Below are 22300 nucleotides of genomic sequence, written 5' to 3' on the forward strand. Positions count from 1 at the left end.
TTCTACGTAGTTTTTAATAAAGCTATTTATTAAGTTTGCTGATTAAATCCATCATCTTGAGTCGGCTATCCGAAGAGACTTTCCGAACTTCCAGCTCAATACCACGGGCATTTAATTTATTAAAAGCTTCAATATCTTTTTCATCAACGGAGACCGCATTATTCACCTGGGTTTTACCCTGACGGAATGCCATACCACCGATATTGACTGACTTGATGTCTACACCACCCTCAACCATACGGACGACGTCAGTTGGGTTAGTAAATAACAGCATGACCCTGTCTTTGGCATATTTCGGGTTGTCATAGACGCGAATCGCTTTTTCAACATCAACGACGTGCGCGGTGACGCCGGGAGGAGCAACTTGCTTTAGCAATGTACTGCGCACTTTGTCGGCAGCAACTTCGTCGCTGACGACAATAATGCGGTTTACGTTGGTTTCTTTGGTCCAGCGGGTGGCGACCTGACCATGTATCAAACGGTCATCAATACGCGCCAACACAATCTTCATATGATCATTGGGACCTAAAGCGACGGCTGGGGCCGCGACTTTACGTGCAGCGGCAGGGGATTGCGGGTGAGTGGTATCCACATCAGGTTCGACGGTTTTTAATGCTTTAACCCCCTCACGACCGGTTTGCACCGCGATGTTAACCAATTCAGCAAATGATGGGTTATCATCACGAGCCATAAAGGTTTCAACCAGCATCGGGATATTAACCCCGGCAACGACCTCATAATTTTCTTTATCAGTAACAATTCGACTGGCAGCGTTAAACGGGCTACCACCCCAGGTATCAACCAAGAATAGAACACCACTGCTGGTATCAAGCCCGGTCAATTTACCGTTGTATTTCTCAATCAACGTTTCGGCATTTTCACCGGGGACGAAATCGATATAAGCGACGTTAGCTTGCTCGCCTAAAATCATTTCAGCTGTTTTCAGCAGTTGTTCTGCCGCAGCCCCATGTGTGCCGATGATAATAGCTATACTCACTCGCTACCCCCTCTGTTAACTCAGAATTGAGTCCTAGCACGTAACAGAAAATCCAGTAATCACCCACAGCACTTCGGTATACATTGAATCTATTATGATAGTCACAATATCAGCGTACTGCTGATGATTTATTCGCAACACAAATGAATCGATTCAAGTAGGCCGCTTAATGTTGTTGGATGTGATTTATTTTAGTCAGTGAAAAAATAAATTATGTGACGTTGTTCATTTATTCGGACATGTTATGAATGATTTAGCTTACTTGGGTAATTAATCAACAGTTATATAAACGACATTGATGTATTCAGTTGGGCTGCTAGCGCCATATTAGACTTTTTGTGTTAACTATTTGTGTAATCGGTATAAAAATTGATTCATAACCACTTTTCGGCGAGGGATAAATTTCAGGTATAGAAAAATAGAAGCGCGGCTGATGATGAACCTTAAGGTGATGAGATGACTGTTTATCGTGGGTCAGGTAATAAATCCCCCTATGCTGATAAAAAAAATCCTGATAAAGTTAACGGCTCTATTAATTGTCAGGAGTTAAGGGCCTCAGCTCTCCCTATGGACTGTCACCGAAGTTACTGTTTATTTAGCGTTAATACCCAACCAGTGGGTTTAAATCTGGTTACTCAATCACGCACCTTTGCTGCGTACAATCTCACCCAATCTTTCTGCGTATCTATACTGACAACCGTGCTACGGCGTTTTGCTGTATCTGTTGCAGTGCGCACATCATCTAAATCGTGTTCTTATTTTCGGAGTCTGACATGGAATTTCTAATGGACCCCTCAATCTGGGCAGGGTTATTGACACTGGTGGTGCTGGAAATTGTTCTGGGTATTGATAACCTGGTCTTTATTGCCATTCTGGCTGATAAACTCCCCCCCAAACAAAGAGACAAAGCGCGAATTATCGGGCTGTCGCTTGCGCTGATAATGCGCCTGGGGCTGTTGTCGGTCATTTCCTGGATGGTCACGCTGACGACACCACTGTTTAGTGTCGGCAGTTTTAATTTCTCGGGGCGCGACCTTATTTTGCTGGTGGGGGGGCTGTTTTTGCTATTTAAAGCCACCACCGAGCTACATGAACGGCTGGAGGGTAACCAGCACGATGACAGTGCCAATCGAGGCTATGCCAGCTTCTGGGCGGTAGTGGCACAGATTGTGGTGCTGGATGCTGTATTCTCACTCGATGCAGTGATTACTGCGGTGGGGATGGTGAATGACTTGGCGATTATGATGACTGCGGTTGTCATCGCCATGGGCGTGATGTTGTTGGCATCGAAAACACTGACCCGATTTGTCAATGCCCACCCTACGGTGGTGGTGCTGTGTCTGAGCTTCTTGCTGATGATTGGCCTGAGTCTGATTGCTGAAGGCTTTGGTTTCCACATTCCGAAAGGCTATCTGTACGCTGCAATTGGCTTCTCTATTCTGATTGAGCTGTTTAACCAGATTGCGCGCCGTAATTTCATTAAGCATGAGTCACGCTTGCCAAGACGCCAGCGCACGGCTGAAGCCATCATTCGTTTGATGGGGGGGCGTCAGCAGCAGGAACCACAAAATGGTGACTCGCAACAGATGATACCTACCGAGGCATTTGCACAAGAAGAGCGCTATATGATAAGTGGTGTGTTGACATTGGCATCCCGCTCGATGCGTAGTGTGATGACACCACGGACAGAGATATCCTGGGTCGATTGTAATCGCTCACAAGAGGAGATCCGTGAGCAGCTCTTAGATACACCACACAGTTTGTTCCCGGTTTGTCGTGATTCATTGGATCAGATAATCGGCGTGGTTCGCGCCAAAGATCTGTTAGTTGCCATTGAGCGAGGTGACTCTATTTGTGAGTTCGCGGCGACAACGCCACCGATTGTGGTACCCGATACCATGGACGTGATTAATCTGTTGGGTGTATTACGCAAAGCAAAAGGCCGCTTAGTGGTGGTCAATGACGAATTTGGTGTGGTACAGGGTCTGGTAACACCACTTGACGTGTTGGAAGCCATTGCCGGTGAGTTCCCGGATGAAGATGAAACACCAGACATTATCACTGACGGTGATGGCTGGTTGGTGAAAGGGGGCGCGGATTTACACTCTCTGGAACAGGCTCTGGACTGTCAGGAACTGGTAAGCCCGACCGCCGATTATGCCTCACTCGCCGGGATGCTGCTGTCTCACTCAGGCCATATGCCAACCGCCGGGGATGTGGTTGAACTGCATAACCTGCGTTTTGAGATTATGGAGGTTTCGGATTACCGTATCGAGTTAGTGCGAATCACCAAACTGAATAACGAACTGGAAGAGTAAAACGCTAACAACGAAAAGAGTTTCGGCTAATGCGGGTCATCTTAAGGTGACCCGCATTTTTTAATGGATATTTCAGCGCTTTTTAGTTCGTTCAATTTGTCAGTCTAATGATTTTTAAATGATCAGACTGACAAATAATACTCATCATACTATTAATTATTTTTTAATAGACTAAACAATTATAGTTAATTCTGCTTTTTATTATTATTTAATTTTCCAGATTCGCAATTTAAATAAAGCTGATATATATAATAACGAAAGCAATAATACTAAACCCCAGTAAATACTGATGACTATTAAAATAAAGAATTACTCATTAAGTTATTTATAATCAACGGGTTATGTTTATTTTATGTGTGAATGGAAACAAGGCATAATTATTTAAAATAATAACGCTAAATCAATGGATATATACTATGCTTAAAATCACTTAAGCAAACTAATGCTCAACGCGGTTATCTGGGTATTTAAACAGAATTTAAGTAGGCATTAAAAACAGTTTAAAACATTGGTTTTAATCTATTTTAAAATGCAAAAATAGAAATTAACTTTCTGTTTTTGATGCCGTATAACCTATATTTTCACCATTCGACCCGCTTGTGATGGAGGTTCTATGAGAAAGATAGTTTTTGTTCTTGTATTAATGCTGTCTTCATTTGGTACATTCGGCCAGGAGACGGCGTCAAGGGCGCTTAGTGATGCATTATCGACCCCCATCGCCGCTGAGGTAAATAAAAAAGCGTGCGATACTCAGCCTCAAATACCTCAAGGAGATATTGATTGGTCTGTGTGTTGTGAGATATGTTGCATTCCCGCATGTTTTGGTTGCCAGGCATAACAGCCATTTTTAATCTTTTACTGTGCATCAAGGGGCGCGCCAGCATCCCCTTGATGAACACGATTTTTTCAATGTAATAAATTAATTACATTGCACTTTGATAGCCAGACCGCCACGGGATGTTTCGCGGTATTTAGCATTCATATCTTTACCGGTCTCAAACATGGTTTCGATAACTTTATCGAGGGAGACGCGTGGATCACTGGTGCGGCGCATCGCCATACGTGCAGAGTTAATGGCTTTTACTGATGCGATGGCATTACGTTCAATACAAGGTACTTGTACCTGGCCGGCAACCGGATCACAGGTCAGCCCCAAATTGTGTTCCATGCCAATTTCAGCGGCAATACAGACCTTTTCTGGGCTGGCACCCAGTAATTCAGCCAGACCCGCGGCTGCCATTGAGCAGGCAACGCCCACTTCACCTTGACAGCCTACTTCAGCGCCAGAAATAGAGGCATTCATTTTGTACAAAATACCGACAGCACCTGATGACAGGAAATAGCGGATAAAGATTTCCGGGGTGACCGGCTCAATAAAGTGGTCGTAATAGGCCAGCACTGCGGGGACGATACCGCAAGCGCCGTTGGTTGGCGCGGTAACAACACGCCCGCCCGCCGCATTTTCTTCATTAACTGCCAGTGCAAACATATTGACCCAATCAATAACGTTCATTGGATCACTGGACAGGCTATCGGAAGAGACTAGCAGGCGGCGCAATGCGGAGGCACGGCGCGGTACACGCAGAGGACCCGGTAATACGCCCTCGGTGTTCAGACCGCGATCAATACAGGCGCGCATGGTCTGCCAGATAGCGGTGAAATAGGCTTCAATCTCTTCTTTGCTGTGCATCGCCAGCTCATTCTGCATCACCATACCGGAGATAGACATGCCGGTTTGCTTGCAGTTTGCCAGAATTTCTTCAGCAGAATTAAATGGATAGGGCACGCTGACGGCATTTACCGCAGCTTTGCCGAAATGCTCTTCATCAACGATGAAACCACCACCGATTGAATAATAAGTTTTGCTCAGGACTTTCTCATCACCGGCAAAGGCGTGGATTTGCATGCCATTTTCGTGCAGTGGCAGATTATCGCTGCGGAACACCATTCCGCCTTCCCGTGGGAAATCAACTTCACGCAACCCATTGGCAAGCATCAATTTCTGGCTTAATCCCACATCACGGATAAAGGCTGGGATGCTGTCGATATCCACGGTGTCAGGCATATTGCCGGCTAACCCCATAATAATGGCGATATCGGTGTGATGACCTTTCCCTGTCAATGAGAGTGAGCCGTAAACATCAACGGCAACACGCGTGACAGATGGCATCAGGCCCTGAGTCACCAGCAAATCAGCAAACTCCTTGCCAGCTTTCATTGGCCCAACAGTATGAGAGCTGGATGGACCGATACCAATCTTAAACATGTCAAAAACGCTAATCACGCTATAACTCCTTAACAACGCATTTTGTTATTCCCAGTGCATATGAATGTGACTGAGAATATCTATATTAAGTATAAGAGTTCTGTGGATAGCAGCAGGTTACTTCGCATGATAAATATTTATACATGAAGTATTGCCATCACAGACCCTTGTTTATTTGGGTCCTACTGGTGTTAGCCGCATCGATTTGATGCCGCAACAGTTACATATCACGATCAATTTAGGGCTAAAAAACGATCAAAAACCATATGAAATTAACTACATATGGTGTCCGCCTGTGTTATCACCCACGAACTAAATCGAGAACAGCTTAGGATGACATCAGTAGCGCTCACTATCAGGTTTTAACCTTACATTTTTAGTGGTTTATAGTGATGAATGTTATTTTACAGATATTTCATAACGCTGACAGGCCAGTTTACAGTTTTTTTAAAATGGTTGTGCAGGGAAAATAGAGTAAAAATCGATGTGATGGGGTGATAGGGATCGCTTTATGCTGTAATTCAGCTTTTTTAGCGGCAACGCTGTGAGGTATGTCACTCATTACCCATGCTTGAGTGATGGTTTTAGATTAAATACTCACCTGTTGTGCCAGCCGCCGGATAATTGCCGCCGTCAAGCCCCAGACAAACTGGCTCTCATACCAAGAAAGATAGACCCGGTGATTGACACCTCCACGATGTATATCCAGAGAATAGTAGCGTGAAAGGCTAAGCGCCTCGTGTAAGGGCATTTCAAACAGACCAGCCACCTCTTCTTCATTAGCATGAAAGGCAATATTAGCGGGGATCAAACCAACAATCGGGGTGACCTGATAACCACTGGAACTGTCTAATGGCGCCAGTTGCCCGAGGACATGTACCGCCGAAGCAGGAATAGCGACCTCTTCTTGCGCTTCACGCAGTGCGGTATCAATCAGTGAACTGTCTTCCCTGTCTGCTTTGCCGCCGGGGAAGGCAACCTGACCGGCATGTTTACGCAGATGATCAGAGCGCCGTGTCAGCAGCAAAGTAGGCTCTGGTCGACAAATTATCGGAATTAAAACCGCGGCATGGTGGCTATTGGCCGTAAAGCTGCCAGCTTGGGGCAGTTGCAGTTGAAACCGGCTGATAAATTCAGACAAAGTTTGCCCGATAAATAATTCACTCACAGAATGGCTCGCTTATAAGCTGTCTTTTTCAAAGCCAGGCATTTCCAGTTGCGGCAAAATGCGGGCGATTTTATCAAATGTTTCCTGATATTCAGCCTGCTCCTGGCTATCAGCCACAATTCCTCCACCGGCAGAACAATAGATTTTGCCGTTTTCGGTCAACAGCGTGCGGATGGTGATGTTGGTATCCATCGTACCACAGCAACTAATATAGCCAATGTTACCGCAATAGGCATTGCGCCGCTGTGGCTCCAGTTGTTCGATGATCTCCATGGCACGAATCTTCGGTGCTCCGGTTATTGAACCACCGGGGAAGCAGGCTCGAAGCAGCGCCGTCGCCGGGCATTCAGCAGGCAGGGTCGCGGTAATGGTGCTAACTAAATGGTGCACTGCCGGGAAAGGCTCAACGACAAATAACTCAGGCACCCGCACGCTACCTGGTTGCGCCACACGGCCGATATCGTTGCGCAGCAGGTCCACTATCATCAGATTTTCAGCCCGATCTTTCGGTGAGTTAGCTAAGCGTTCAGCCTGCAAGCGGTCCTGCTCGGGGTGCTCCAAACGTGGCAGTGTGCCCTTGATCGGGCGGGTTTGAATGTGATGGTTTTCCAGCCATAAAAAGCGCTCCGGCGAGACACTCAGTATGGCGTTGTGTGGCAAGCGGATAAAGGCCGAAAACGGTGCGCGATTACTGCGACTCAACGACAGAAAGGCTTGCCATTCATCACCTTGATATTCAGCACTGAATCTCTGTGCCAGATTAATTTGATAACAGTCACCACTGTGTAGGTACTCTTGAATCTGGCGGAATTTTTCGCCATATTCCGCTCGTGACATATTGGCCTGCCATGGGCTGGTCAGTGTGAATGGCTGGGGAGCTTTAGGACTCTGTTGTTGCTGTAGCCAGAGTAGGCGCTGCTCGGCATCCCCGTGACACACCAGCGTCAGCTTCTGCAAATGATGGTCGGCAATCAGCGCCCAGTCATACAAGCCGACCGCCATATCCGGTAATGCGATATCTTGTTCGGCCAGTGTCGGCAACTTCTCAACTCGACGGCCCAGGTCATAACCAAATAACCCCAATGCGCCGCCCAGAAATGGCAGGTCAGGGTGTGATGGCAGTGGCAAGGCGAATTTATCGAGCTGCTGCTGTAATAAACAGAAGGGATCTGCCGGGGAGCAGACTCGGCCGTGCGCGCTGATTATCTCCGTTTGCTGGCCCCGGGTGGTGAGTGTTACCTGCGGGTCAGCGACCAATATATCAAAACGATTATGGGCATGTTCTGCGAATCCCGAATGCAGCAGCATTGCCCAGCTTTGATTGGCGAGTGGAGCAAATTGTTGGAGCAGGGCGTCAGGCTGATAAGGCAAGGCTTTGATGGTCAGGGATTTCTCACTCATGAGTCACTATTCTTTTCTTTCGGATGGACATATTGGGGGCGCGATGACGCAGTTCGCAGCGAGCCGCAGGGAAGATTAGCATAAATTGGCGGGCGGGTCGTCTGGGGCAGTCAATTCACCGCAGACCCGAATAAACAGGTATACTTAATCAATTATATGTTGGAGATGAATCAATGCTAGCGGGTATGCCTTCACTTTCCCATGAGGAACAGCAAGAAGCTGTCGAACGTATTCACAAATTCATGTCGGAAGGTATGAGCAGTGGTGAAGCGATCGCACTGGTGGCCGCAGAAATCCGTGAGCGGCACCAAGATGATCCACAAGCCATGGCTATCTTTGAAGATACTGATTTTGATGATCATGATGAATCTGATTATCGCCGTGATAATGAGCAAGATGCGGATGACATTGAGGATCCGTACGAGGGATAACCTCGGGATAGCAACGGATTAAACCCGCCGTTAATTGGCGGGTTTTTTTATGGGATAACCAGATGAACGGGCTGAGGGTTACCCACTGACCACGACAGCCGCTGCGGCCCGTTTCGCTACTTCGATGGCGGTAGTGATATCATCAGCGACGGCCAGCGCCACCCCTAAACGCCGTTTGCCGGCAATGTCAGGTTTACCAAATAAGCGAATTTGCGTATCGCCAGCCAAAGCAGTTTCTAAGCCATGATAAGCAATATTCTGGCTGGTCAATTCAGGTAAAATAACCGCTGAAGCGGCCGCGCCATATTGACGGATAGTGCCAATCGGGAAACCAAGAAATGCCCGGACATGTAATGCGAACTCAGACATATTTTGTGAAATTAACGTCACCATGCCGGTATCGTGCGGGCGCGGTGACACTTCACTGAAAATCACTTCATCGCCACAAACAAATAATTCCACGCCAAATAAGCCATAACCGCCGAGAGCTTTCACCACCTGAGACGCGATCGCTTTTGCACGCGCCAATGCGGTCTCACTCATCACCTGTGGCTGCCAGGACTCACGGTAGTCGCCATCTTCCTGACGGTGGCCAATAGGCGCACAAAAATGGATGCCATCAACAGCATTGATTGTCAGCAGGGTAATTTCAAAATCAAAACGAACCAAGCCTTCAACAATCACTCTGCCACCCCCGGCGCGGCCACCTTGTTGGGCATAATCCCAGGCGGTTTGCAGTTGATCAGCATGGCGGATCAGGCTTTGGCCTTTACCGGAAGAACTCATTACTGGCTTAACGATACAGGGATAACCCACTTCACTAACGGCCTGACGGAATGCGCTATCAGTGTCGGCGAAACGGTAGCTAGAGGTTGGCAATTGCAGGGTTTCTGCCGCTAAACGGCGAATGCCTTCACGGTTCATCGTCAGCCGGGTTGCCTCGGCACAAGGCACGACCCGTTGGCCCATCTTCTCGAGTTCAACCAGCATATCGGTGGCGATAGCTTCTATTTCCGGCACGATATAGTGCGGTTTTTCCTGTTCGACCAACTGTTTCAGCGCCGAGCCATCCAGCATATTAATGACATGGCTGCGATGGGCAACATGCATGGCGGGTGCATCTGCATAGCGATCCACGGCAATCACTTCCAGCCCCAGTCTTTGGCATTCGATAGCCACTTCTTTACCCAACTCGCCAGAGCCAAGCAACATGACACGGGTAGCGCCTGGGCGCAGAGCGGTTCCAATAGTTAGCATAGTTAGGTACCTACATCAGTGGGATAGTTGCACATTTATTTGTCGCGCGATCAATTTTACGGGCGCCAGTATACGGCAAAATGGCAACGAAAACGATTGCGTATCTGGCGAATGGCAGTGAGTCGATATCAATATATGCGCAGCGCATTGCGTATTTGGTCTGTTTTTTGCGGTTTAACTCCGGCAATGCCCCCATTTCTGGTATTATCGCGCCAAAATCTTGCGCTTGCCTTCAGGCTGTCGCTGCCATTCCATCCAGTTATAAGAGTTACTGCCGTGAGCACAACTTTCTTTTCTTCCCTGACGCTGCCTGCTGAGCAGTTGTCCAATCTTAATGAACTTGGCTATACCGAGATGACACCGGTACAGGCCGCGGCTTTACCGGCAATCCTCAACGGGCAGGATGTCCGGGCGAAAGCCAAAACCGGCAGTGGCAAAACTGCGGCATTCGGTATTGGTTTACTCGATAAAATTGCGGTCGGTGAGTTTGTTACCCAGGCATTGGTACTGTGCCCGACCCGCGAATTGGCTGATCAGGTCAGCAAAGAGTTGCGCCGCTTGGCCCGTTTCACGCAAAACATTAAAATCCTGACCTTGTGCGGTGGCCAACCGATGGGGCATCAATTGGATTCACTGGTACATGCGCCACACATTGTTGTGGGCACGCCGGGGCGTATTCAGGAGCATTTGCGTAAGAAAACACTGGTACTGGAAGATCTTAAGATTCTGGTATTGGATGAGGCTGATCGCATGCTGGATATGGGCTTTACCGATGCCATCGACGATGTCATTGCCTATACCCCGCCACAGCGCCAAACCCTACTGTTCTCAGCCACCTATCCGGTCGGTATCGAACGAATCAGTGCGCGAGTTCAACGCCAACCAATCAATGTTGAAGTTGATGATGGCGATGAAGTTCCTGCCATTGAGCAGGTGTTCTTTGAAACCACCCGCGAAAAACGTTTGCCGCTACTGATATCAGTTCTCAGTCATTATCAGCCGAGTTCTTGTGTGGTTTTCTGTAACACCAAGAAAGATTGCCAAAGTGTCTATGAAGCATTGGAATCTCGTGGAATCAGTGTGCTGGCTTTGCATGGTGACTTAGAACAACGTGACCGTGATCAGGTGCTGGTACGTTTTGCCAACCGCAGTTGTCGTGTGCTGGTGGCAACCGATGTAGCAGCCCGAGGCCTGGACATTAAAGATCTGGCGCTGGTGGTTAACTTTGAGCTGGCCTTTGACCCAGAGGTTCACGTGCACCGTATTGGTCGTACTGGTCGGGCAGGGATGAGTGGTCTGGCGGTTAGCTTGTGTACACCACAAGAGATGTCCCGCGCGCATGCCATTGAAGATTATCTGCAAATAAAACTGAAATGGACCCCGGCGGAACAGGTGAGCCGTAGTGCTAACGCGATGCTAGAGCCTGAAATGGTCACGTTATGCATTGATGGTGGGCGCAAAGCAAAAATTCGCCCAGGTGATATTTTGGGTGCTTTAACCGGTGAGGCCGGTCTGACCGCCGCTGACGTCGGTAAGATTGATATGTTCCCAGTCCATGCCTATGTTGCAATCCGTAAAGCCAGTGCCAAACGTGCCTTACAGCAATTACAACAAGGCAAGATTAAAGGCAAAAACTGCAAAGCCCGTTTATTGAAATAATTACACGAAGGGGAGATGACTGTTGCATCCCCCCGACAACTCACATTATACTGTTTATATGTACAGTTACTTGTGGGCGTGAAAGACATGAAAAGGACATACAGCAATGGCCGTTGAAATAAAATTCGTCGTGGTAAGACAGGGTGAGGAAAAAATGACTTTCACAACCAAAAAAGAAGCCGATGCTTACGATAAAATGCTGGATTTGGCTGACAATTTGTCTGAGTGGCTGTCACAGGCTCCCTTAACCCTTGAAGAAGATCAACGCGAGGCGCTGAGTTTCTTCCTGGCAGAAAATAAAGAGGCTTTGGGGCAAATTCTTCGAGGTGCTAACCCTGCGGCTCCTATCGATGGGCAAGCAAAAGTGAAAGCGGAAAAGAATGTGCCAGAGAAAAAAAACAAATCTGAAGAAAATCAAGCCGCTTAATTTGCCAACTTTCAGCAGAAAGTGAAAAAGGGATCTAAAATGAATCGTGAAATCACCTTCTTTAGCCGATTTGAGGCGGATATTCTGGCAGATCGTAAGACGATCACCATCCGGGATAGCAGTGAATCCGATTTCCGCCCAGGGGAAACCTTGCGCGTATGTCGCAATGAAGATGGCGTATTCTTCTGCCACATTATGGTCAAATCAGTCACGCCAATCACGCTGGAGGCACTGTCTGACCGTCATGCGGAGCAAGAAAATATGTCATTGGATGAGCTGAAAAAGGTGATTAAGGAGATCTATCCTGGGCTGGAACAGTTTTATGTGATTGAATTTACGCGGTGTTAATTAAACGGCGTTATCATTATTACCCTGCAACGCTGTTCACTCTGTAACCTACCTTTCAATCATCGTTCCTGCCATAGGATAGAAATAATAATATTTGGAGGAATGATGAGAAAGACAGGATTAGCCTTGGTATTGATCACTGCATTGGCGGGTATCACCAGTGGTGTACAGGCCCAAGAGCCGCGAGTAGCGAAATTACCTACTTGCCCCGGTTTAAACCAATCTCAGGTAGCAACGCAGGTTAAGCGAGATTTTCTGCAAAACAGAATTACGCGTTGGGAAGCGGATAAGAAACAATTGGGTACTGATAGCCCGGTGGTTTGGATTAGCGCGGTAGACATTACAGGCCAGGATGATGTCTGGCAGGTTCCAATGACTGTTCGTGGTAACAAAGGTGACAAAACCTACCAAGTGGTACTTGACTGCAAAGCTGGCAGCATTACCTATAATGGCCCTAAATAGGTATACCTCTCATTAGTAATTGACTCAAATAGGTCTGGGTAGAATAACGTCTGCATAAAGTTAATTGCTGCCAAACAGGTGCTGGAGGAAACGTATCTGGTACCTGTTTATCCCCCCCTCACGGCGGATACCCTCTCAGGTCTCTTTTATAATCATATTTATCATTTAATTAGCTCCCTTCAGCTAAATTATAAGCATATGCTGGTACTTGGCATCCACAGGTAATCGTGTCACTCTCGCGTTAACGAACACAGATGGATAACTCAACCAATGACCATACCTCCAAAGGCCGATAAACGCCCTTATCCAATAACTATGCACGGCGATACCCGTGTAGATGACTATTATTGGCTACGTGATGACCAGCGTACTGACGCCGATGTTCTGAACTACTTGCAAGCTGAAAATGATTTCACCAACGCAGTGTTGCAGCCACAGCAACCTTTGCGAGAAACCCTGTATCAAGAGATGGTTTCGCGAATTCCGCCACAGGAAGAATCAGTCCCCTATATCCGCAACGGCTATCGCTATCAGACGCGTTTTGAGCCGGGTAATGAATATGCTATTTACGTGCGTCAACCGGTTTGGGCTGATAGCAGTTGGGAAACGTTATTGGATGGCAACCAACGGGCAGCGGACAGTGAGTTTTATACCTTGGGTGGGTTGGATGTTAGCCCGGATAATCATCTATTAGCGGTTGCAGAGGATTTCTTATCGCGTCGCCAATATGATATCCGGGTGAAACATTTGCAAAGTGATGTTTGGCACGAAGAAGTTATCAGCAATACCTCATGTAGTTTTGAGTGGGCCAATGATTCAAAAACGCTCTATTACGTGCGCAAACATGAAAAAACATTACTGCCTTATCAAGTGTATCGCCATGTAGTAGGAACCGACCCTCAATTGGACCAACTTATTTATCAGGAAACCGACGATACATTTTATGTTGGGCTGGAAAAAACCACCTCTGAACGTTTCATTGTTATTAATCTGAGCAGTACCACTACATCTGAAATCTTGTTGCTGGATGCTGATAAGCCTGAATCCGCACCACAGATGTTTGCACCGCGCCGTAAAGACCATGAATACGGGTTGGACCACTATAAGCAACATTTTTATTTACGCTCAAATAAAGATGGCAAGAATTTCGGTTTGTACAAAATAGCCGAAGAAGGTAAGGAACAACGTGATTTTGCCGATGAATCTCAATGGGTGTCATTAATCGCGCCAACAACTGATGTTATGTTGGAGGGCTTCAGCCTATTTCGTGATTGGTTGGTAGTGGAAGAGCGTAGTGAAGGGCTGACGCATTTACGACAGATTCACTGGGCCACTGACGAAGAGAAATACATTACTTTTGATGACCCAACCTATGTTACCTGGCTGGCTTATAACCCCGAGCCAGAAACAGAATTGCTGCGCTATGGCTACTCCTCTATGACCACACCAAGTTCAATGTTTGAACTTAATATGGATACAGGTACGCGCCAGCTACTGAAACAGCAAGAAGTGAAGAATTTCACCCCGGAAAAGTATCGCAGCGAGCGGATATGGGTCACTGCAACCGACGGCGTAAAAGTGCCGGTTTCATTGGTTTATCACCAAGATCACTTTGTTTCAGGCAGTAATCCACTGTTGGTTTATGGCTATGGCTCATATGGCAGCAGTATGGATCCCGCATTCAGTGGTAGCCGATTAAGCCTATTGGATCGTGGTTTTGTCTTCGCTCTGGCTCATATTCGGGGCGGCGGAGAATTGGGGCAGCAGTGGTATGAAGACGGTAAATTGCTCAACAAGTTAAATACTTTCAACGATTTTATCGATGTTACCAAAGCACTGATAACTGAGGGTTATGGTGATGCTAACCGTGTATTTGCCATGGGAGGCAGTGCTGGTGGCTTGTTGATGGGGACGGTCATCAATCAGGAACCCGGGTTATATAAAGGCGTAGTGGCACAGGTGCCGTTTGTTGATGTGGTAACCACAATGTTGGATGAATCGATTCCTCTCACCACTGGCGAGTATGATGAATGGGGCAACCCGAACGATAAGGCGTATTACGACTATATTAAGCAATACAGTCCTTATGATCAGGTAAAGGCTCAGGATTACCCGCACATGCTGGTGACTACCGGCTTACATGATTCACAGGTTCAATACTGGGAACCGGCAAAGTGGGTCGCCAAGCTGCGTGAAATGAAAACGGATGGCCACCAATTATTGCTCTACACCGATATGGATTCAGGTCATGGCGGTAAATCAGGCCGTTTCAAAGCGTATGAAGACATCGCTTTGGAATATGCATTCATACTGGCTTTGGCTTAATCTAGTCAGGGATATTACGTCAGGTAATAGGTCAGGGTATGGCGCATATCTGGCGTAAGGTCAGTTATTGAAGCTAACATCCAACGCAGATAGTCCGGGTCTTGCCGGGCTATCTGTTCAATGCTTTTGCCCCGGTATTTCCCAAATTTAAATGTCTGTAATAACAGCGGCTGCTGTGTCATCTCGGCCATTTGTTCGGCGTTCCAACCAGAGTCTTGCATAATGCGCTGTAATAGCGCCGCAGTGACATAGCAGTCGTATAAAGCACGATGCGGGTATAGATTATCCGGTACTGAAACATTCAGTCGCAAAGCGTAACGCAGATATTGATTACTGTGCTTAATGTCAGGATAGAGCATTCGTGCCAGCTTAAGCGTGCAAATCCATTGGCCGCCCATCTCCGGTAATACCCCACGATCAAAAGGCGCATTATGGGCAACATAATATGGGCTGCCTTGATATCTTCTAATCGCAACCGCAATTCGTGGTTTGCCTTCGACCATTTCTTCAGTGATATGGTGGATTACCATCGCATCAATGCTGATTGGTCGGTCTGGACTAATCAGATCACTCATAGGGTTAGCCAATGCTCCATCAACTAAATCAATAGAAGCAACCTCAACAATCCCACCGGCTAAACCACAGGTTTCGGTATCGATAACACGAAAATACATTTCTATCTCCCACCGACTATTGCTAAATAATAGCAACAAAAAACCCGCCTAATATGGCGGGTTGACTGACGAGACGAAAAGCCCGTTTATTCTGCGCTGGTAGAAGATGACTTCTTAGCGCGTTTCTCCGCTTTTTTCTCAGCTGGAGTTTTTAGTGGCTTTTTCTTCGCGTTCTTTTTGCTGTCCATTCCCTTACTCATGGCTTGCCTCTCTTTACCTTCGGTTAGGTTGGTACGCCCACCTATTAACCACCTTATGAGGGTAAGTTGCAAGGAGATAAAGCATCAATGCAATTAATCTATTGTTTAACAACAGTATTATTAAATCTTAATCTATCTTGTTACCGTTTAAATCGTGTTATCCCGAGGATATAACTGCGCAGAATGCATTGAGATATGGCGTAATTATCGCCAGTTGGAGGAATTAATTGGCTGATTGGCGTAAATGTGATGTTTTATCGTTGACCCTGCGTGCTGTATAGGCTTTGATAACTTTAATGTCTAATAACAAACATGGAAAAATAATGGAACAATTACGTGGGCTTTATCCAGCGTATGAACCCTACGACAGTGGTTTATTAGACACCGGCGATGGGCATCAGATTTATTGGGAACTCTGTGGCAACCCAGAAGGTAAACCAGCTGTATTTATACATGGTGGACCGGGAGGGGGTATTGCACCTTATCACCGGCAACTTTTTAACCCTAAAAAATATAAAGTGCTGCTGTTTGATCAACGTGGATGTGGTCGTTCAAAACCCCACGCCAGTCTGGACAATAATACAACCTGGCATTTGGTCGATGATATCGAACGGCTACGCAAAATGGCGGATGTAGATAAGTGGCTAATCTTTGGTGGTTCATGGGGCTCAACACTCGCATTGGCTTATGGTGAAACACACCCCGAACGGGTCAGTGAGATGGTTCTGCGTGGAATTTTCACACTGCGCAAAAAAGAGTTGAATTGGTACTACCAGGATGGGGCCTCTCGTTTTTTCCCAGATAAATGGCAACGTATACTTTCCATTTTATCGCCAGAAGAACGGAGTGATGTTACTGCTGCTTACCGTAAGCGGCTGACATCACCTGACAAGGCGGTACAACTGGAGGCTGCCAAAATTTGGAGTTTATGGGAAGGTGAAACTGTTACATTATTACCGACCAAAAGCTCTGCTTCCTTTGGCGAAGATGATTTTGCTCTGGCCTTTGCCCGTATTGAAAATCACTATTTTACCCATCTAGGTTTTTTAGACAGTGATAACCAATTGTTGGATAACGTGACACGTATTCGTCACATTCCAGCAGTTATTATTCATGGTCGATATGATATGGCGTGCCAGCCACAGAATGCCTGGGATTTAGCACAAGCCTGGCCAGAGGCTGAATTGCATATTGTCGAAGGTGCTGGGCATTCCTTTGATGAGCCAGGAATTCTGCACCAGTTGATTCTGGCTACAGATAGATTTGCGCGTAAGTCATAATTGTCTTATTCGGTTCACTCCCGCAACTTGATACCTGCGGGAGCTTTTCGTCGCTTACTTTATCTTGGGCTCATAGGGTAAACGTGAGAATTTAATTGATTCAGCACGGTAGTGAGCTAAGCGTTGTAAAAAATACTCACGCAGTTCTTCCGGCTGTTCCCGGGCGATCATTTCAGCAATCACTGGCATATTGTAACGCTCTTTAAACGCCACGCCTGAAGCGGCTAAATCAACATTCATTTTTGCCGTTTCTTCGTCAGAAAGCTCCGTCAGATTATATCCCATCGTTTTCTCCTTCTTAGGCTGTGGGGGGTATGGCGCAAAAGGTAATGCAGGTAACGTGGATTGGCAAGTAGCGGATGTGACCAAACCATCACATTAATCGGTTATCTGTATTGGGATAATATTAATACCCACTGTAATTAATTATTACTTTAAGGTGAAAATCAAATAATAATCATTCCCTTTAGTATTTCGTCGGTAATGTGAATGATTCTTATAATAATTACGGTAATTTGTTTTTTATTATTTTTTTGATTTAAATCAAATGGTTGAGTTGTCTTTATCTTTTTAATGTTTTTATTGTAAATGGGGTGTTCTTATTTTGTATTTATCTTGGCATAATACGAAAAATAATCGTCACTTACCTGCATTATAAAAATAAGGGAATTATTATGTTGAAAACAGAAATGGCAAAAAAGCTCAATGAGCAGCTTAATCTGGAATTTTACTCTGCGAATCTTTACCTGCAAATGAGTGCCTGGTGCAGCGATAAAGGTTTTGAAGGTGCTGCGGCATTTTTAAAAGAGCATTCTCAAGAAGAGATGCAACACATGCAGCGTTTGTTCGAATATCTCAGCGGAACAGGCTCTATGCCGGTTTTGGGTACGATCAGCGCCCCACCAATTGATTTTGCTTCTCTGGCTGATGTATTCAAGCAGACTTACGAGCATGAGCAGCTTATTACTACTCAAATTAATGAACTCGCTCATGCAGCAATGGAAAACCACGATTATTCCACGTTCAATTTCCTGCAATGGTATGTGGCTGAGCAGCATGAAGAAGAAAAACTGTTCAAATCCATTCTTGATAAACTGGCCTTGGTGGGTAACAGCGGTAATTCATTGTTCTTCGTTGATAAAGATCTGAAAACAATGGCGGCCCAAAGCCACGTTCAAGCTTAAACTGTATTGTTAGAGTGATTGACGCAGTTTTTGATTCTCGATCAACAGAATCAGGAACTGCGATTTTCGTTTTTCCCCCGCTAACTTAGCTACACAACTCCCTCCATCTTATTGTTTTCGTGCTAATTGCATATTGTTTAGCTATGGTTTCTCGACTTGCCATATTCAAATCGTTATCATTTGCAATAACGACAAGGCAGTGAGTTGAATTGCTGCCCAATTATTGGTGATATTTCAATCACCACTCAGAATTTGGCGTTTTGTTTTGTGTGCTATCTCACAGGTAGTGCAATTGACTGGAAGTGATAGGGGTTCGCGCTGCCAATATAGGATATGGTTGGTAGCAGATTGATTCTTTTCCCCATTGATTAAGGGATACTATGTTTATTCGCAAAGTCCGTTCTTCTTGCCGCATGCTTTCGGCGCTTATTGTGTTGTTTGTTGGGCTATCTAGCCAGCAAGCTCTGGCTCACGCACACCTGAAGATAGAGTCGCCGGCTGCCGATACCACTATCGGTTCAGCACCAGAAGCAGTGACGCTGGGTTTCTCTGAAGGTATTGAACTCAATTTCAGTGACGTGAAAGTTACCGGGCCTGATAACAATGTAGTGAAAACTGGTGCGTTAAAATTGGATCCGGTGAATAACACACAGTTGATTTTGCCTATTGATCATGCATTAACGGCAGGGAAATATAATGTTTCATGGCACGTGGTGTCTGTCGATGGTCATAAAACCAAAGGCACATACAGCTTCACTGTGAAATAATATGTCTCTGGCGGCTCTATTCGTTCTGTGTCGCTTCTTGCATTTTCTGGCGGTGATGCTGATGTTTGGCATCAGTATATTCACCGCTGTATTAGCACCAGATCGATTCTCTTCAATACTCAAAAACCGTCTGTCACCTCTACTTATCTTCAGTACTTTTCTGGGGCTTATCTCTGCCGTGGGGCTTTTAGCCGTTCAGGCTGGAATGATGGGTGATGGTTGGGCTGATACTTATCGATTGACCGTTTGGTGGTCGGTATTTGGTACACGCTTCGGCCAGGTGTGGCAATGGCATATGGGTTTATCCATTTTGATTATGTGGATAGTGTTGCTGGGTTCAACTCGTAGCAACTATCGACTGATAGCGGGCTGCTCAACGCTGTTACTCGCGAGTCTTGCTTTTACCGGGCATGCGGCGATGCATGCCGGAGTAGTGGGATGGATTCACCAAACTAATCAAATCATACATCTGCTCAGTGCGGGTTACTGGCTGGGTTGCTTGCCAGCGCTGCTGATTTGCCTCGTTTATACCCGCAATAATGATGTCAAACGTGAAGCAATCACTACGTTGATTCGATTCTCAAGCTGGGGACATCTGGCCGTAGTATTGGTACTGGCGAGTGGTGTTATTAACAGCATCATTATACTGGGCGATACCGCGCTGACGCTGACATCTACTTATCAGATACTTCTGCTCTGCAAAGTGATATTGGTGATGTTTATGATTATTGTTGCACTGATTAATCGTTATCTCATCGTTCCATTGCTTAAGCAATTACCCGCTAAAGCTCACTATTGGCTAGTGGTAAATAGTTGTGTGGAAATTATTCTCGGTGTAGCGGTATTACTCTTAGTCAGTGTTTTTGCCACTATGGCACCGGTATAGGGTAAAGCTATAAGTAACAGATATTGCTACTGAGCTTGCATTGGAGCCTTTGGATGCGAGAAAATCTAGCAATCAATTAATTGAGGATAATTAAGATGAAAGGTTTTGTGCTGACGTTATCGTTGCTGATGCTATCAATTAACGCTATTGCTGCTGGAAAGATAGTGACGGTCAGTAAATTTGAATTTGGTAAGCAATGGGCATTTACCCGGGAAGAAGTGATGCTGGAATGCCGCCCAGGTAATGCTTTATTTGTGATTAACCCGAGTACGTTAGCGCAATATCCCCTCAATGATATTGCTACCGAGCAGATGAAATCTGGCCTTGTATTAGCGAAGCCGTTAGATATTTTGTTGTTAGATGACAGTAACAACCTTGGGCAGAAGATGAGTTTGGCGCCTTTCCAGCAGCGTGCAATGTCATTGTGTCAAAATTAAACCTGAGATTGTGAGACTCACCAATATTAACCCGTATTTTTCAAATGATTACTATTACTAGTAATAGGTTTGAGTTTTCGCCATTCAGATTAGTTTACAACCGTAATTAATTAGTTCTATTGCCAAGTTGGCGAAACACATGTACTCGACTACGCTTAAGGAGTACGGCTGAATAAGCCTACGTTAATGCCAACTTTTAGCGCACGGCTCTCTCCCAAGAGCCATTTCCCTAGACCGAATATAGGAATCGTATTCGGTCTCTTTTTATCTTATTGATTTTAATGGTTTTTTTTCTGAATCCCTCGAAATCCCCCGAAATTTCCCCGAAATCCTATACTCGGCCTAAATCTCAACCCACTCATTTTTACGTGAATCCAGGTATACATTCGTCATTTTCATCGACTTGTGACCGAGCAATTTCTGTGCAAACTCCTTACCGTATTCCGCTTCATAAAGACGCGATGCCAGGCTGCGGATCTCGTGAAAGCTGGGAGGGGATATTTCATAAACCAGATTGGTGGCCTTTAATGCTTTAACAAATGCTTTGGTGAGCGAGTCCGCATTTAAGGCTCCGGGTTTTCGGCCTGAGCTTTTACTGGATGAGCTGATGAGATATTCACTTTTACTGTCATTCAGGCACTTTTCTATAATGTTCCCAACGTTAGCGTTCATTATTTCCAACCGTAAAGAGAGTGATATAGCAATTTGATTGCCGGTCTTGCCCTGAATTACCCAAAGTTTGCCGTCATGCACATCGCTGGCCAGTAATTAGCGCCAATGCCAGGCTGAGTTGAACCCAGTTCTGCTGTTGGCCGACAGCCTCATAAATCTTGCAAAAGGCAGCATAGTCGAACCTTTCCCGCTTAACTTTTGGTGACGGTGTACGTGTTGCTTCCACTGGATTGCTGCTAATTAAACCATCAGCTATTGCTTCGCGAAAAACATCAGACAAAACAGAACGTAGATTTACCGCCATCGAACTTTTACCACTATCGACATAGGTGTTAATAAAATCAGCGATATGCTTGGTGGTAATAGCCTCGATCGGCTTATCTCCAAATTCTTGGTTAATATATCCGATTTGCAGGACTCTCATTTTCATGGTGTTCTCAGCCAGCTCACGACGCTTTAATATCTCTGAATAGCGCTTTAGCCAACTCGCTACGGTATTAACTTCGGCTTTAGCCGCAGGAGTTGGGGCAGGGGCTTGTAATCGTTCAAGCAGGGCAACTGGCTGAAAATTGGATTCAATATAATTATTGGCCTGAATAGCCTGAGATATAGCATCCCTACGGGCAATTTGCCCGAGGGTTATTTCCTCCCCTGTAATCGGGTTGCGCCAGTAAAATGATTTGCGCGAGCGGCGATAGGTAAGGTTCCTAGGTAAATTGGCATCATATCTTTGCGGCCTTGATGCCATGATTAATTCTCTCTATCAGTGATGAACTTGTACTGGGGGATGTTTTAAGTATTTCTTTTGCTAGCCGATAACTTTTAGGCTGAATATAAATCGCACCTGGCTGCACCCGATATTCGCGCCCATGTTTTTCAGGGGCCGGATAAATATTGCCACCTCGCGCCCAGCGCTGAAGTGTCTGGGGGGTTGGTTGCTTGCTGCGGTAGGTTTCTTCCGCCCATTCTTCTAATGTCAGTAATTTGGTCATTGGTCTTTCCTCAGTAGGAAAGGGCGCAAAGATGTTACGCCCTATTATGGTCGTTTGGTCTGGGGTGGTAAGGGGCTATGTTTTAGTGATACTGCTATCGAATGCTACGGTCGGATATGGTTAAACCTCCCGAATTAACCGGTTGATAA

23 protein-coding genes are annotated in these 22300 nt (G+C 46.0%); 13 read left to right on the forward strand and 10 right to left on the reverse strand.

Features of this window, described 5'->3' with window-relative positions; genetic code table 11:
- Window positions 1–22: 22 nt before the first annotated feature.
- Complete coding sequence (manX, locus tag V1956_RS11885) at window positions 23–997, reverse strand: PTS mannose transporter subunit IIAB (RefSeq protein WP_372559211.1); 975 nt, start codon at window positions 995–997, stop codon at window positions 23–25.
- A 773-nt stretch (window positions 998–1770) separates the two neighbouring features.
- Here manX and V1956_RS11890 point away from each other — a divergent pair.
- Together V1956_RS11890 and V1956_RS11895 are read left to right on the forward strand one after the other, a co-directional pair.
- Window positions 1771–3315 (forward strand): TerC family protein, encoded by a 1545-nt coding sequence (locus V1956_RS11890; RefSeq protein ID WP_372559210.1) that lies wholly within the window; start codon window positions 1771–1773, stop codon window positions 3313–3315.
- A 643-nt stretch (window positions 3316–3958) separates the two neighbouring features.
- On the forward strand, window positions 3959–4153 hold the full coding sequence (locus V1956_RS11895; RefSeq protein ID WP_442825808.1) for an ST-I family heat-stable enterotoxin: 195 nt from the start codon (window positions 3959–3961) through the stop codon (window positions 4151–4153).
- Between the two features lie 81 nt (window positions 4154–4234).
- Here the strand turns inward: V1956_RS11895 and V1956_RS11900 are convergent, their stop codons facing one another.
- From V1956_RS11900 to pabB, 3 genes are all read right to left on the reverse strand, one after another.
- On the reverse strand, window positions 4235–5599 hold the full coding sequence (locus tag V1956_RS11900; RefSeq protein ID WP_083158595.1) for an L-serine ammonia-lyase: 1365 nt from the start codon (window positions 5597–5599) through the stop codon (window positions 4235–4237).
- A gap of 571 nt (window positions 5600–6170) precedes the next feature.
- Window positions 6171–6749 (reverse strand): CoA pyrophosphatase, encoded by a 579-nt coding sequence (locus V1956_RS11905; protein ID WP_083158596.1) that lies wholly within the window; start codon window positions 6747–6749, stop codon window positions 6171–6173.
- A 12-nt stretch (window positions 6750–6761) separates the two neighbouring features.
- Complete coding sequence (pabB, locus tag V1956_RS11910; protein WP_442825153.1) at window positions 6762–8150, reverse strand: aminodeoxychorismate synthase component 1; 1389 nt, start codon at window positions 8148–8150, stop codon at window positions 6762–6764.
- Window positions 8151–8323: 173 nt separating this feature from the next.
- Here pabB and V1956_RS11915 point away from each other — a divergent pair, with 173 nt between their 5' ends.
- Window positions 8324–8581 (forward strand): YoaH family protein, encoded by a 258-nt coding sequence (locus tag V1956_RS11915; RefSeq protein ID WP_083158598.1) that lies wholly within the window; start codon window positions 8324–8326, stop codon window positions 8579–8581.
- 78 nt (window positions 8582–8659) lie between these two features.
- Here the strand turns inward: V1956_RS11915 and purT are convergent, their stop codons facing one another.
- Window positions 8660–9838: a formate-dependent phosphoribosylglycinamide formyltransferase gene (purT, locus tag V1956_RS11920; protein ID WP_372559207.1), complete on the reverse strand. Its 1179-nt coding sequence runs from the start codon at window positions 9836–9838 to the stop codon at window positions 8660–8662.
- Between the two features lie 276 nt (window positions 9839–10114).
- On the opposite strand from purT, the gene dbpA reads away from it, so the two are divergent.
- The 5 genes from dbpA (at window position 10115) to V1956_RS11945 (ending at window position 15059) form a co-directional block, all read left to right on the forward strand.
- Window positions 10115–11497 carry an ATP-dependent RNA helicase DbpA gene (gene dbpA, locus V1956_RS11925; RefSeq protein ID WP_442825154.1) on the forward strand — a complete coding sequence of 461 codons (1383 nt, stop codon included), beginning with the start codon at window positions 10115–10117 and terminating at the stop codon, window positions 11495–11497.
- A gap of 106 nt (window positions 11498–11603) precedes the next feature.
- On the forward strand, window positions 11604–11924 hold the full coding sequence (locus tag V1956_RS11930) for a YebG family protein (RefSeq protein ID WP_372559205.1): 321 nt from the start codon (window positions 11604–11606) through the stop codon (window positions 11922–11924).
- Window positions 11925–11963: 39 nt separating this feature from the next.
- On the forward strand, window positions 11964–12272 hold the full coding sequence (yqfB, locus tag V1956_RS11935; protein ID WP_083158603.1) for a N(4)-acetylcytidine aminohydrolase: 309 nt from the start codon (window positions 11964–11966) through the stop codon (window positions 12270–12272).
- Window positions 12273–12377: 105 nt separating this feature from the next.
- A complete protein-coding gene (gene yebF / locus V1956_RS11940) occupies window positions 12378–12734 on the forward strand; it encodes a protein YebF (RefSeq protein ID WP_372559204.1) in 357 nt (118 codons plus the stop codon).
- Window positions 12735–13004: 270 nt separating this feature from the next.
- Window positions 13005–15059 (forward strand): S9 family peptidase, encoded by a 2055-nt coding sequence (locus V1956_RS11945; protein WP_442825155.1) that lies wholly within the window; start codon window positions 13005–13007, stop codon window positions 15057–15059.
- 14 nt (window positions 15060–15073) lie between these two features.
- Here the strand turns inward: V1956_RS11945 and exoX are convergent, their stop codons facing one another.
- Window positions 15074–15733, reverse strand: a complete 660-nt coding sequence (gene exoX, locus V1956_RS11950; protein WP_420071380.1) for an exodeoxyribonuclease X — start codon at window positions 15731–15733, stop codon at window positions 15074–15076.
- Window positions 15734–16256: 523 nt separating this feature from the next.
- Here exoX and pip point away from each other — a divergent pair.
- On the forward strand, window positions 16257–17213 hold the full coding sequence (gene pip, locus V1956_RS11955) for a prolyl aminopeptidase (RefSeq protein ID WP_372559201.1): 957 nt from the start codon (window positions 16257–16259) through the stop codon (window positions 17211–17213).
- Window positions 17214–17267: 54 nt separating this feature from the next.
- On the opposite strand, the gene V1956_RS11960 is transcribed toward pip, so the two are convergent.
- Window positions 17268–17498 (reverse strand): DNA polymerase III subunit theta, encoded by a 231-nt coding sequence (locus V1956_RS11960; protein ID WP_083158608.1) that lies wholly within the window; start codon window positions 17496–17498, stop codon window positions 17268–17270.
- 389 nt (window positions 17499–17887) lie between these two features.
- On the opposite strand from V1956_RS11960, the gene ftnA reads away from it, so the two are divergent.
- The 4 genes from ftnA to V1956_RS11980 all read left to right on the forward strand — a co-directional run bounded on the left by ftnA (window position 17888) and on the right by V1956_RS11980 (window position 20487).
- Entirely contained in the window at window positions 17888–18397 is a 510-nt protein-coding gene (gene ftnA / locus V1956_RS11965; RefSeq protein ID WP_083158609.1) for a non-heme ferritin, read from the forward strand.
- 380 nt (window positions 18398–18777) lie between these two features.
- Window positions 18778–19164, forward strand: coding sequence for a CopC domain-containing protein YobA (yobA, locus tag V1956_RS11970; RefSeq protein WP_372559200.1), 387 nt, complete (start codon window positions 18778–18780; stop codon window positions 19162–19164).
- 1 nt (window position 19165) lies between these two features.
- Window positions 19166–20050 carry a copper homeostasis membrane protein CopD gene (copD, locus tag V1956_RS11975; protein WP_372559199.1) on the forward strand — a complete coding sequence of 295 codons (885 nt, stop codon included), beginning with the start codon at window positions 19166–19168 and terminating at the stop codon, window positions 20048–20050.
- 95 nt (window positions 20051–20145) lie between these two features.
- The gene (locus V1956_RS11980; protein ID WP_442825156.1) at window positions 20146–20487 is read left to right on the forward strand and encodes a YebY family protein; all 342 of its coding nucleotides are present in this window, start codon (window positions 20146–20148) and stop codon (window positions 20485–20487) included.
- A 342-nt stretch (window positions 20488–20829) separates the two neighbouring features.
- Here V1956_RS11980 and V1956_RS11985 read toward each other — a convergent pair whose 3' ends face one another.
- From V1956_RS11985 to V1956_RS11995, 3 genes are read right to left on the reverse strand one after another with little or no spacing between them, the layout of a single operon-like run.
- Window positions 20830–21240: a tyrosine-type recombinase/integrase gene (locus tag V1956_RS11985; RefSeq protein WP_442825157.1), complete on the reverse strand. Its 411-nt coding sequence runs from the start codon at window positions 21238–21240 to the stop codon at window positions 20830–20832.
- Window positions 21233–21907, reverse strand: coding sequence for a phage integrase central domain-containing protein (locus V1956_RS11990; RefSeq protein WP_442825158.1), 675 nt, complete (start codon window positions 21905–21907; stop codon window positions 21233–21235). The genes V1956_RS11985 and V1956_RS11990 overlap by 8 nt, the downstream gene beginning before the upstream one ends.
- The gene (locus V1956_RS11995; RefSeq protein ID WP_442825159.1) at window positions 21882–22151 is read right to left on the reverse strand and encodes an excisionase; all 270 of its coding nucleotides are present in this window, start codon (window positions 22149–22151) and stop codon (window positions 21882–21884) included. Before V1956_RS11995 ends, V1956_RS11990 begins: the two co-directional genes overlap by 26 nt.
- Window positions 22152–22300: the final 149 nt, after the last annotated feature.

It is taken from the genome of Yersinia sp. 2540 StPb PI (genome assembly GCF_052217165.1).
Lineage (GTDB): Bacteria > Pseudomonadota > Gammaproteobacteria > Enterobacterales > Enterobacteriaceae > Yersinia > Yersinia enterocolitica_E.